The following is a 12,042-nucleotide window of genomic DNA, read 5'->3' on the forward strand; positions in this document are numbered from 1 at the left end:
TAGGGATGAATACACAAGCTCATAATCAAATTCAGAATCATATTGCTGTTGATATCGGAGCCTCTAGTGGGAGAGTGGTCTGTGGAACCTTGCAGCAGCCGGGAGGAACCCTGTCTATAGAAGAAATTCATCGCTTCAGTAATGGATTCGCTGAACAAAATGGTAATCTATATTGGAATATAGATTATTTAGTTGCTGAAATCGTCAAGGGCTTACAGCAGGCCAAGGCTAGAGGGATCGAGCGCTGCACCGTGGGCATCGATACTTGGGGTGTCGATTATGTACTTCTCGATCAGGAGGGAGCGCGGATCCATGAGGTTTTTTCTTATCGTGACTCCCGAACGGATGGAGCGATAGAGAGGCTGCATCGCAATATCTCAACTGAAAGCGTTTACGAAAAAGTGGGGATACAATATCTCCCGATTAATACGTTGTATCAGCTGTTTGTGCATGATCAGGCGGAGCTGGAAGCAGCACATTCCATCCTGCTGGTCCCTGATTATCTTTATTATCGGCTTACGGGTCGCAAGATTAGTGAAGTGACGATAGGTTCCACCTCTGGGATGCTGAATCTTCACACTCGTGATTACGATGAGGATCTTCTGTCGGTGCTTGGTCTTTCAAAAGAGCAATTCCCTCCCTTAACAGAACCTGGGGAACCCGTTGGGAGGTTGACGGAGGACTTGGCGGCTCGCTGTGATCTTCCAGATTGCGAGTTCATAGCAGTAGCCTCTCATGATACAGCATCAGCTGTATTAGGGGTTCCGGCAAACAGCGAGAACTGGGGATTTCTCAGTAGTGGTACTTGGTCACTCATCGGGGTGGAACGGGGTTCAGCCATCACAAGTCCAGAGGCAATGTTACGCAACTATACGAATGAATGGGGAGCCTACGGCTCATTCCGGTTTCTTAAGAATATTATGGGCATGTGGTTGATTCAAAAGGTTCGTGAGGAGTACGGCGGACAATACAGCTTCGGCGAGCTGGTAGAGCTGGCAGCACAAGAAATCCCTTTTAGATCAATCATTTATTGCAATGATGAACGATTCATGAATCCACAGAGCATGATTGACGAGATCCGCAGCTATTGTGTGGAAGCAGGACAGTTGGTTCCTCAAACGCCTGGGGAAATGGCTCGATGTGTATTTGATAGTCTTGCTTTATCTTATTATTTCTACATTCAGGATCTCCAGCAATTGACGGGTGACAACTTAGAGAGGCTGCATATCGTTGGCGGAGGTGCGAATAACGGTCTGTTGTGCCAGATTACGGCAGATCTGCTGGAGATGGAAATTCACGCCGGACCAACGGAATCTACGGCTTTAGGCAATCTAGTGGTGCAGATGATCAGCACGGGTGCTGTAAATGATCTTCAAGAGGCGAGAGAAATTATAAGTCGTTCATTCCAAGTTACATCTTATATACCGAAGGGGATGGACCCCACGACCAAAAAGGCGGCTTTGGCACAGTTCGCCCGGCTGCAGGCCGTTAATTAGTAGCTAAGTTAAGAGGCACGCGAGCCAAAGAGAGGCAAAAGTGCCTCACCTAAAACACACTAAGCTAAAAATCAGGAGGCTCAATCATGGAGCAGAGTAAAGAGAGCTTACAGAGCATTCAGAACAGCTACAATGAAGCGAAAAAGCTTTACGCACAGCATGGGATCGACGTAGATAAGGTGTTGCAGCAGCTAGCGGAAATTAAGATTTCTTTGCATTGTTGGCAAGGTGATGATGTGAAGGGATTTTTGAATAAGGAAAAAGAACTGAGCGGCGGGATCGCAGTCACTGGAAGTTACCCGGGGAGGGCCGGGAATCCGGAGGAGCTGCGCCGTGATTTGGAACAGGCCCTTGCACTCATCCCAGGCCAACATAAAATAAATTTACATGCTATTTATGCGGATACAGAAGAGACTGTAGATCTCGATGCTTTAGAGCCTAAGCATTTTGAGCGATGGGTGAGCTGGGCCAAAGAGCGGGGACTCGGATTGGATTTCAATCCTACCTGTTTTTCTCATGAAAAAGCAAACGATGGCTTCACACTGAGCCACCCAGATCCTGAAATCCGCAACTTCTGGATCGCTCATTGCAAGGCCTCACGTCGAATCGCCGAGTCCTTTGGCCAGGCATTAGGTCAGCCTTGTGTGACTAATTTTTGGGTTCCAGATGGTTATAAAGATACGCCGATCGACCGTTTGTCACCAAGGGTACGGCTTCAGCAGTCACTCGATGAAATCTTCAGCGAGGAAATCGATCAGCAATATAACATTGATGCTGTAGAAAGTAAGCTGTTTGGTATTGGTTCGGAAAGTTACGTGGTTGGCTCACATGAATTCTATATGGGTTATGCGCTAAGCCGGGGCAAGGCGGTGTGCTTCGATGCTGGGCATTTCCATCCAACTGAGACGATTTCGAATAAGCTGTCTTCCTGGCTGCTGTTTGGGGATCAATTGCTGCTGCATGTTAGCCGTCCAGTACGCTGGGATAGTGATCATGTGGTAACTATGGACGATGAGCTGCTCGAGATTGCCCGTGAACTGGTTCGTGGCCAGTTTCTGGACAGAACGCATATTGGATTAGATTTTTTTGACGGAAGCATCAATCATGTTGCTGCTTGGGTGATCGGAACACGAAATACATTAAAAGCTTTGCTTCGTGCCATGCTGGAGCCAATCGAGCAATTGAAGCAAATTGAGCTGGATGGAGATTACACTTCAAGACTTGCCTTGGTCGAGGAATTTAAATCGTATCCGTTTGGAGCCATTTGGGATTATTATTGTGCGAAGAATGGCGTACCGGTCCGGGAAAGCTGGCTAAATGAAGTAAAACAGTATGAGGCAGAGGTTTTATCGAAAAGATAGAGGTAGAAGTAGAAGCAGAACGAGCTTTGACAATATAAGTAGATAATAGATAGGCGGTTACCAGCAGGTGGCCGCTTTTTTTGTTTATAAATCGTACATTATTTGAATTCAGCTCTGATCTCTGCTATGTTTTATCCAAAAGAGAGCGAGGCGTAAACTATGAAACAATATGGACCGAACCCGAATACGCTCTATCCCAATGATCAAATTAAAAGTATCTGCTATATAAAAAATGCGATTACAAGAGACAATATCATTGTTGGCGATTATACCTATTATGATGATATAAACGGTGCAGAGAAGTTTGAGGAACGTGTGACTCATCATTATGATTTTATTGGCGACAAGCTTATTATTGGAAAATTCTGCGCGATTGCCAAAGGCATTGAATTTGTCATGAATGGTGCCAACCACCGGATGAATTCGGTTTCGACCTATCCGTTTAATATCATGGCACATGGCTGGGAACAGGCGGTCCCGGATTTAAAAGATCTGCCGCTAAAAGGTGATACAGTCATCGGAAACGATGTTTGGATTGGACAAAATGTTACGATTATGCCAGGTGTGCATATTGGAAACGGAGCAGTTATCGCAGCCAATTCTACAGTTGTAAAGGATATCCCGGCGTATAGTGTAGCTGGAGGAAATCCCTGCAAAGTGATTAGACAACGTTTTGATGATGAAATGATCGAATATCTTGAAGCGCTGAAGTGGTGGGATTGGGATGCAGAGCGAATCTTTAATAATCTTGAAGTGTTATGCAGCAGCGATTTAACGAAAATCAAAGCGATCGATTAATCGTAAGTAGGTTCAGGATACGGACTTTAGTTTATCTTAAAGATATAAACCTCAATTGAGGGAATACTTTAGGTATGTACGTCATATGAACCTTTCGGAGGGAACCGGCAATGAAGAAAGATAAGGTCAAGAATAGCATGGAGCTCACTGCAGAGGAATTTCCATATAGCAAAGAAAATGAGGAAATGGTAACGCAAAATTTTTGGACGAAAACTAAAAAGTTTGCAGGCAAAATTCCATTTACTAAAGATGCTATCGCGATGTATTATTGTGCCGTCGACGCTAAGACACCTTTATGGGCGAAAGGAATTGCTTTCGGTGCATTGGCTTATTTTATTTCTCCTATAGATGCTATACCCGATGCGATTCTAGGCCTTGGATTTACAGATGATGCAGCGATTATCGCAGCAGGCATTAAAGCGATATCCGGTCAGGTAACCAACGAACATAAGGAAAAGGCGGAAGCGTTTTTTAATGGGGAAAAATAAAAGGTGCAGCATTAAGCTACACCGTTATATCTGTACTTTCAGGACAGCTTTCTGCGGAAAGCTGTTTTGTTTTGTACACCTCGCCCCAATCTTTCATGAGTTTAATAATAGGAATCAGTGTCTTGCCGAATTCAGTTAAAGAGTATTCGACTTTTGGGGGAACCTGATGGTAGACCTCACGGTGTACAACCCCATCCTCTTCCAACTCTCTTAGTTGCAGGGTCAGCATACGTTGGGTAATTCCCGGGCAGATCCGGCGGAATTCGTTAAAACGTTTCGTGCCATCAATCAAGTGATAGATGAGAATTCCTTTCCATTTGCCTCCTATAACGTCCAGTGTGAATTCTACAGGGCAAGCTTCTTTATTGCTTTCCGGGAAATTTCCGAAGCCACCTTTTCGGTCACGCATAGCTGTTCAACTCCCATGGTATCATTTTGTATACTACATAACATTATTGTGCGTACTTTTAAAGAAGTGATATATACACTAATATTAAGCATGTGATCGGCAAACAGTCAAATGCCCGTCGATTCTAATCAAGTAAAGGGAGTGTTACTCATGGATACTTTATCGTTAAACAAGAATGAAATCCTGTCTGCATATCAGTTCAGACATGCAACTAAAGAATTCGATAGCCATAAAAAAATTAGTGAATCGGACTTTCAATTTATATTGGAAACTGGACGATTGTCACCAAGTTCATTTGGATTCGAGCCTTGGCGTTTTGTGGTAGTGCAAAGTCCGGAAGTACGTGAGAAATTACGTCCTAATGCCTGGGGAGCACAAAAGCAATTGGCAACCGCAAGCCATTTTGTGCTTATTCTCTCACGTCTTCCTAAAGATATGGCTGCTGACTCCGATTATATTAAAGGGATCATGGAGAATGTGCAGGAGTTGCCTCCGCAAGTAATGGAAGGAAAACGTAAAGTTTTTGATAAGTTCTTGAAGGTTGATTTCGGACTGATGGCGAATGAGCGGGCGATGTTCGAATGGAGCTGCCGGCAGACTTATCTGGCACTTGGGAATATGCTGACATCAGCTGCGTTAATTGGGATCGACTCCTGCCCAATAGAAGGTTTCGATAAAGTAAAGGTTGAGCAGATATTGGCAGAAGAAGGTATTATGGACGCTGAGCATTTTGGAATCTCTTGTATGGCAGCTTTCGGATATCGCCTGAATGAACCACGTGGTAAGACGCGTCAAGGTGCAGAGCAAGTAATTCAGTGGGTTTAACGAAATTGAATCTTAATCTTTGAGCCTGTAAAGTCTCTGTATTCTGGGGATTTTGCAGGTTTTTTTGCGATATTTCTTATAAGATTCAAAAAGTAATTGAAAGTTTCATGAAAACTCTGATACCCTTATGAAGGTGACTCAATATTAGCGCTATCGCTTTAACTTAATAATGAAGGGATCCTGCATCATGAAAATCATTCGCATTATTATCCAAGTGTTCCTGCTATATTTGTTCTACTTGGCTGGGGACTATCTGCAAAAGCAACTGCATCTCCCCGTGTCCGGGAGTATCGTAGGATTACTGTTACTTTTTGTTCTATTGCTATTCAGGGTCGTGCCTGTGAAGTGGATTGAAGAGGGTGCAACAACGATATTAGCTTATCTTCCGTTATTTTTTATTCCAGCGACAGCTGGGATCGTGAATCATATGGATATCTTTAGTGGTAGAGGTTTACTATTAATCCTAATCCTTATCGTTAGCAGTGTTCTCACGATTGCCGCAGCTGCACATTCTAGCCAATGGCTTACTAGTGTAAACAACAAGCTGAAAGCGGGTTGGAGCGGCAAGAGACTAAGCGAAAAGGGGAAGGAAATATAATGTTTTTTATCGCAACAGGTATTGTACTGCTTAACGTAGCTATTTATTTGATGATGTCAGTAGTATATAGACGATTTCGTATTCCTGTACTTATTCCCGCGCTTACAGCAACAGTGATTGTTGTAACTTTACTGCTATATTTTCATATTCCGTATGATACATATATGATAGGCGGCCAATGGATTAATCAGCTGCTCGGTCCTGCTGTAGTCTCGTTAGCCTACCCATTATATAAACAACGTAATGTGTTGATTGAGAATCTCCCGGCGATTCTGGGCGGAGCGATTGTGGGACTGCTTATAGGGATGTTTAGTGGACTGCTTTTGGCGGCAGGTCTAGGATTCTCTAAATTATATGTTTTATCTTTATTACCTAAATCGATCACTACACCTGTAGCGATACAGATCTCGAACAGCTTAGGTGGGGACTCTTCTTTAACTTCCGTATTTGTTATGATTGCTGGATTTACTGGTGCGATTGGCGGACCTTTTATCATCAAGCTGTTTAGAATTCGTAGTGAGGTTGGAATCGGAATTGGTCTCGGAACTGCTTCTCATGCTCTAGGAACAGCAAAGGCCTTGGAATATGGTGAACAATCCGTTTCGATGAGCTCGGTTGCGATGACTGTATGCGCGATAGTTGGTTCTTGTATCGGCCCACTTGTAGCGTGGATGATGTACCCTTAAATTATTCTTTTAATTGGACTATGTTTGCAAAACACTCCATCGGGTAACTATAACTAAGGAACAAAAAAAGCAAAGCACCTGAGGAGGATTTCACATGTCCGATCACACACAAGATGAAGCGGAAATCCGCAACAAGGAAAATAAAGAAGGCGATTCATTAGCTGAAATTAAGAAGATGGAGAACGGTGTAGACATCGAGCCAGAGGCAGATGAGTGGGTAGCCAAACCTGCTGAATCCTCACACCCAGATCCGCTTCCCGATAATTTGGAGTAAATGATTCGGAAGACAGGCTGTCCTTTAGGGGACAGTCTGTTTTTGTTGATGATTGTAGTAAGTATTGTATAATAAATAAAAGTACAACCTCATCAGAGTGTTTTCTCCAAGTTCGTCTTAGCTTTTCGCAAATTTCACAGATCTTTGCCAATGGGGAGGAAATGGAATGCGTAGTCGAAATGAGAACAGCCGTTACCGGCAAAAACGTGGTGAGGCTCTCGCAGGAAACTTTGAGAAAAAGTACGGTTCAAACTTTGGCGTACGCAGTGAGCTTAAGATGGATGCACTGAAGAAACAAAACGACGATCAGTTGCTGACGACACCTCATGAAGAAGAGCATAAATAATTAGAAAGTAACGAGTGGGAGACTTTTACTCCTGGAATTCTGGAATGAAGGCATAACCTTTTGGGTTATGTCTTTTTTGTGCGTATATTTCCTGAACGATCAAGACATAATAGGGCCGGATGGGCAACTAAGAAAATAATAACAACGAGAGGCGGGATTAGGTCATGATTATTCCTATATTTTCGTTAAGTGGAGATATAGCAGTTACTGTGGTGGGCCAATACTTTTTTTATTTTATGGTCTATTCCTTTTTAGGCTGGGTATTGGAAGGGACCTATAATCTATACAGTAATGGGAGCTTTCGCAAAGAAGGATTTCTAAAAGGTCCATTTAAGCCGATGTATGGCTTTGCTCCACTATTGCTATTGATTGCTAGAGATTTGACGCTGCCACTTCCGCTTTTCCTATTTCTTGCGCTAATCATTCCTTCTGCTGTTGAATTTATAAGCGGTTGGCTGTTAAAAACGGTATTCCATAAGCAATGGTGGGATTACTCAGGAATGTCTTATCAACTGCAAGGGCATATTTGCCTGCGTTTTTCTCTATATTGGTGGGGGCTTTCAGTAGCTAGTGTGTATGTAATTCAGCCGCTTATGGAGCTTTTATATTCGGGTGTTCAGCCTATTTGGAAATTCGTGCTTCCGATCGTGGGGTTCTACTTTATGGCGGATTTATTATGGACCTGCTGGAGCCGATATCGGATGGAGAAAACCCCTCAATATCAGAAATAATGGTTTCCTATATGTATACAATGAGTCTTCTTTTGTGTATCAAGCACAAACATTTCGTGAACAGGCATTTCGATATTGCATATCCGTTTCTAGTCATAAATAATATAGCAATATATTAAATACTAGACGGACTGGTGGCGATAACGATGACAGGGAAGATTCTAGTGAGCGCATGTCTGTTAGGGCATAAAGTACGTTATGATAATGGCGATGTTCCGTGTCTCGATGCCCGATTCCTAAAGTGGTATGAGGAAGGGCGTTTTGTCCATATTTGTCCAGAGGTAGTGGGCGGTTTGCCAACCCCTCGTCCTGACGCACAGCGGCAAGGAGATCGGGTAGTGACGGGGGCGGGCACGGATGTTACCGAGCCATTTATGAAGGGGGCTCAAGCCACACTAAAGCTGGCTAGGGAGCATCAGGTTGCATTAGCTATTTTAAAACAAGACAGTCCTTCATGCGGAAGCCTGTATATTTATGATGGAACCTTTAAAGATACGAAAGCACCGGGAGAGGGCACCACTACGGAGCTGTTGAGGAAAAATGGGTTTAAAGTATTTGGCGAAGATCAGCTGGATGAAGTCGAGCAGGAACTCGCACGTATGGACGGGCAGGTTATTCTTTAAGTAATAAATAGGTTGCAGGATACATAGTGTGTATAAGGGGAACGAAGCAGTGTCCTTGGGAGAGGAAATGCCGTCCGATGAGCCATCCTTCATTTGGGATAGGAGGCGGACGCAGATGAGTATTGATCAGCTCATTGCTTTGCTCGTTCTTGTCATTATGATCGTACAGCTTGCTGGCACAAAAGGTAAACACTAAGTCTCACCTCATTGTAACTGCTTCCGGAGCTCAGGATTTTTTGAGTTCGGAAGCTTTTTTTGTCCCTGGCTATGCATATTGTGAAATCTAAAGGATTACTTCATAGTGATGTCTAATATACATATAGTGGGTTTTTGGGAAGTCCAAGGAAAAAAATTAGGGGGAACTATGAAATTTAGAACATGGATAATCATTGTTCAGTTGTTTATGATTGCTGTGCTTGTAGGCGTTTTGGCGGCCGATCTAGGTAAGCCAGGCTCAGATGAGTCTAAACATGATGATATTTTAATACATTTTGATCAAAAAGATTTAAACAGGATAAAAGAAACGGTTCAAAGGTTTAGTGAAGGTAAAGGGGATAACCTGATGTTGATTGAGCCAACCACGGATAGTGGACGGTTAATTCATGATTTCTATTCTAATGGTAAAGAGCTTCATTGGGTAAAGGATGATACAAGAGATGCATGGAGTAATAGTCCTGGGAAGATCGAATATGTATGCAAGGCGATTGAACTAATAGAGACAGGTGAGCGGTTTAATGTCGAGTTATCCCAATGTAATGTTCAGCCAGACGGTGAGAAAATAAATGTGATCAGCTTTTTAAAAGAAAGATTATAAACCCATTTACGGAGAGGATGGATGAACAATATGCCGATGTCTGAGTACTATCAAGGAATTCGTGGGAAAGTGGGCTCAGAATTATTAATGATGCCTTCCGTAGCTGCAGTAATAAGAAATAAAGAGGATGAGATTCTGTTCATCCGCAAGCCAGGAGAATCTTTGTGGGGATTGCCTGCGGGAGCGATTGAGCCAGGGGAGCGTCCTGGAAGAACCTTACGCAGAGAGGTATATGAAGAGACAGGGTTGATGGTTCATCCTATGTCTATTTTAGGTGTTTTTGGTGGAGCGAAATATAGATACGAATATAGTAATGGCGATCAGGTAGAATATACGGTTATTGTATTTGAGTGCTCTATCATCAGAGGAACGCTTAGAGCTATAGATGGGGAGATCGAAGAATTTAAATTTTTCAAAGAGAACGAGCTGCCAGAGATTGCAATTCTATATCCTAGAGAGATTTTTATAAAAGACCGAGAGAAGACTGCAACGATATTTGAGTGACTGAGAGGAGTGCCTCATGAAGACCTACATTTATATGGTTAGACATGCAGTGTCACCTTTTGTATTAGGGAATGAGCGGGAACGGGGATTATCCGAAAAAGGGCACGCAGACGCTTATAGAATCAAAGAGCTTTTGGCGGAGGAGAAAATTACACATTTTGTCTCCAGTCCATATAGACGAGCCGTAGAGACGATCAAGTATTTGGCAGAAGCTTCGAACCAAGAGATTGAACTGTATGAAGAACTCAGAGAACGAGCAATCGGAAGTGTCGAGATTGAAATTAGTGAAGATGACTTTCTGCAGGGCATTCGGACATCATTTAGCGACAAGCATTATAAAATGCCGGATGGAGAGAGTACTCAGGAAGCACAAGAGCGTGCAATTCCTGTTATCAAGCAATTAATTAAACAGCATAAAGGCGGCAAAATCGCTTTAGGTACGCACGGGAATATCATGACCATTATCCTGAATTACTTCGATAAGAAGTATGGATATGAGTTCTTTGAACAGACGTCCAAGCCGGATATTTATAAGCTGGAATTTGAAGAATTGGAGCTTACCCATGTGGAGCGGCTGTGGGACTCCGAAGTGCTGAACAGATGAAATATTTTATAAAGCTGAATGCACTAAGCGTACTTTATGCCTTTATGTTATTTGTTGTAATAGAGCTGCCATTGAATATTTATCGAATCAGCAGAATTTCAGGCTTGTTGGTACCCAATCACAGAACCTGCAGATAAACCTGCACCGGTAACAGGACTGATCATAATAGGAGCCATGATTATTTATCCGTTTTATATCGCAATGATTAGTATTATCGCAAGCATCACTTTTAAGTCAGACGCTGGATAGAGGTTGGAAATGAGGATCAATGATTTGAAAGAAAGACTTTTTTATACTTGTATCTGCCTCGTTGTTATTGTATTGGGGTTAAGCTCTAGAGTATTCACGAATCAGCTGCCTTTGTTTGTATCTAGACATTTCGGAGATGCGCTTTGGGGCAGTATGGTTTATTTTATGTTTCGGGTCCTACTGGTAAATCAAAAGCTAAGGCTCGCCTTTGTATGGAGTTTGGTGTTTAGCTTCGGCATAGAATTTAGCCAGCTGTATCAAGCGGAGTGGATCAACAGCATCCGATCTACAGTATTGGGTGGTCTAATTCTCGGAAAAGGATTCCTATGGATCGACCTCGTTAGATATTTGGTTGGCATTACCCTTTGTTATGGATTGGATCAATACTTTCACCAAAAGGTGCACCGAAATGATAAATAGTGTTTATTGGAGAGGAACCTTTAAATGGTAAATAGTTTGATTGTGGTATGCTTGCTTACGATGATTATTCACACGGCAGAAACCTTATCGTATTCGGTACGATATGCCGGAGTGAAGCTGAACAAGATAGCCATTGCTTTATCTCTCACAGGCATTATTGTTCTCGTCTCAAGAACTGCAAATATGATCCAAGCTCCACTGACGGCTAAATTCGTAGATTATGCCAAAATACATTCTGATTTTCCGCTTCTAAATTACTTGAGAATTATATTATTGGCTTCTTCCTTAGGAACATTAATTGCCATTGCTGTTTTTCCTACCTTTGTCGGCTTGTTTGGGAGAATCATCTCTAAGCTTGAAATTGAGGGTTCTATCCCAAAACTGCTTACCAGTGTAACGATCGGGCAACTAAAGAACACAAGAAAATACATAAGAAAACCAAAAGTGAATCTATATAACTTCAGATACCTGGGGATTCCTAAACGATTTATTGTGATGAATGTTTTTGTTACAGCCTTTTACACCGTAGGTGTCATATCATCATTGTATGCTGCTCATCTAATGCCTCAATATAGCACGACTGCTTCTCAAGCTTCCGGACTGATTAACGGTATGGCGACTATTCTGCTGACCATATTTATCGACCCACAGCTTGGTCTAATTACCCATAAGGCTACTGAAAATGTAGAATACCGTGATCAGCTAGGAAAAATATATGTGGTATTGATGGGTTCTCGATTTGTAGGCACTATATTTGCTCAGCTCCTGATTGTGCCCGCAGCCCAGCTAATTAGTATGTTAGTGAAGCTGATTTGA

At 42.7% G+C, this 12,042-nt stretch carries 18 protein-coding genes; 17 read left to right on the forward strand and 1 reads right to left on the reverse strand.

Annotated elements, in window-relative coordinates; genetic code table 11:
• The first annotated feature begins 5 nt into the window (after window positions 1-5).
• From rhaB to NYE72_RS11250, 4 genes are all read left to right on the forward strand, one after another.
• Entirely contained in the window at window positions 6-1,496 is a 1,491-nt protein-coding gene (gene rhaB / locus NYE72_RS11235; RefSeq protein WP_256717105.1) for a rhamnulokinase, read from the forward strand.
• Between the two features lie 86 nt (window positions 1,497-1,582).
• Window positions 1,583-2,857, forward strand: a complete 1,275-nt coding sequence (gene rhaA, locus NYE72_RS11240) for an L-rhamnose isomerase (RefSeq protein ID WP_038570023.1) — start codon at window positions 1,583-1,585, stop codon at window positions 2,855-2,857.
• 159 nt (window positions 2,858-3,016) lie between these two features.
• Window positions 3,017-3,655 carry a Vat family streptogramin A O-acetyltransferase gene (locus NYE72_RS11245; protein ID WP_339211793.1) on the forward strand — a complete coding sequence of 213 codons (639 nt, stop codon included), beginning with the start codon at window positions 3,017-3,019 and terminating at the stop codon, window positions 3,653-3,655.
• A gap of 110 nt (window positions 3,656-3,765) precedes the next feature.
• Window positions 3,766-4,143: a YkvA family protein gene (locus NYE72_RS11250; protein ID WP_080742463.1), complete on the forward strand. Its 378-nt coding sequence runs from the start codon at window positions 3,766-3,768 to the stop codon at window positions 4,141-4,143.
• 16 nt (window positions 4,144-4,159) lie between these two features.
• On the opposite strand, the gene NYE72_RS11255 is transcribed toward NYE72_RS11250, so the two are convergent.
• The gene (locus NYE72_RS11255; RefSeq protein WP_036689775.1) at window positions 4,160-4,552 is read right to left on the reverse strand and encodes a helix-turn-helix domain-containing protein; all 393 of its coding nucleotides are present in this window, start codon (window positions 4,550-4,552) and stop codon (window positions 4,160-4,162) included.
• Window positions 4,553-4,702: 150 nt separating this feature from the next.
• Between NYE72_RS11255 and NYE72_RS11260 the strand changes: the two genes are divergently transcribed.
• The 13 genes from NYE72_RS11260 (at window position 4,703) to NYE72_RS11320 (ending at window position 12,042) form a co-directional block, all read left to right on the forward strand.
• Window positions 4,703-5,377, forward strand: a complete 675-nt coding sequence (locus NYE72_RS11260; RefSeq protein ID WP_076105392.1) for an NAD(P)H-dependent oxidoreductase — start codon at window positions 4,703-4,705, stop codon at window positions 5,375-5,377.
• Window positions 5,378-5,564: 187 nt separating this feature from the next.
• Window positions 5,565-5,975, forward strand: coding sequence for a CidA/LrgA family holin-like protein (locus tag NYE72_RS11265; RefSeq protein WP_036689778.1), 411 nt, complete (start codon window positions 5,565-5,567; stop codon window positions 5,973-5,975).
• Window positions 5,975-6,661, forward strand: a complete 687-nt coding sequence (locus tag NYE72_RS11270) for an LrgB family protein (RefSeq protein ID WP_036689780.1) — start codon at window positions 5,975-5,977, stop codon at window positions 6,659-6,661. The genes NYE72_RS11265 and NYE72_RS11270 overlap by 1 nt, the downstream gene beginning before the upstream one ends.
• A 94-nt stretch (window positions 6,662-6,755) precedes the next feature.
• Entirely contained in the window at window positions 6,756-6,935 is a 180-nt protein-coding gene (locus NYE72_RS11275) for a hypothetical protein (RefSeq protein WP_036689781.1), read from the forward strand.
• Window positions 6,936-7,101: 166 nt separating this feature from the next.
• Entirely contained in the window at window positions 7,102-7,281 is a 180-nt protein-coding gene (locus NYE72_RS11280; RefSeq protein WP_038570027.1) for a hypothetical protein, read from the forward strand.
• Window positions 7,282-7,445: 164 nt separating this feature from the next.
• Entirely contained in the window at window positions 7,446-8,012 is a 567-nt protein-coding gene (locus NYE72_RS11285; RefSeq protein ID WP_036689784.1) for a putative ABC transporter permease, read from the forward strand.
• Between the two features lie 146 nt (window positions 8,013-8,158).
• A complete protein-coding gene (locus NYE72_RS11290; protein ID WP_036689786.1) occupies window positions 8,159-8,635 on the forward strand; it encodes a DUF523 domain-containing protein in 477 nt (158 codons plus the stop codon).
• A 49-nt stretch (window positions 8,636-8,684) separates the two neighbouring features.
• Window positions 8,685-8,831, forward strand: coding sequence for a hypothetical protein (locus NYE72_RS11295; protein WP_155288116.1), 147 nt, complete (start codon window positions 8,685-8,687; stop codon window positions 8,829-8,831).
• 168 nt (window positions 8,832-8,999) lie between these two features.
• Entirely contained in the window at window positions 9,000-9,449 is a 450-nt protein-coding gene (locus NYE72_RS11300; RefSeq protein ID WP_036689788.1) for a DUF4362 domain-containing protein, read from the forward strand.
• A gap of 30 nt (window positions 9,450-9,479) precedes the next feature.
• A complete protein-coding gene (locus NYE72_RS11305; RefSeq protein WP_038574363.1) occupies window positions 9,480-9,953 on the forward strand; it encodes an NUDIX domain-containing protein in 474 nt (157 codons plus the stop codon).
• Window positions 9,954-9,969: 16 nt separating this feature from the next.
• Complete coding sequence (locus NYE72_RS11310) at window positions 9,970-10,557, forward strand: histidine phosphatase family protein (protein ID WP_076317005.1); 588 nt, start codon at window positions 9,970-9,972, stop codon at window positions 10,555-10,557.
• A 273-nt stretch (window positions 10,558-10,830) separates the two neighbouring features.
• A complete protein-coding gene (locus NYE72_RS11315) occupies window positions 10,831-11,226 on the forward strand; it encodes a DUF2809 domain-containing protein (RefSeq protein ID WP_036689831.1) in 396 nt (131 codons plus the stop codon).
• A gap of 24 nt (window positions 11,227-11,250) precedes the next feature.
• Window positions 11,251-12,042, forward strand: a complete 792-nt coding sequence (locus NYE72_RS11320) for a lipid II flippase Amj family protein (RefSeq protein ID WP_036689792.1) — start codon at window positions 11,251-11,253, stop codon at window positions 12,040-12,042.

Origin of the sequence: Paenibacillus sp. FSL L8-0333 (assembly GCF_037965665.1) — a bacterium.
In the GTDB taxonomy this organism is placed as follows: domain Bacteria; phylum Bacillota; class Bacilli; order Paenibacillales; family Paenibacillaceae; genus Paenibacillus_AQ; species Paenibacillus_AQ odorifer.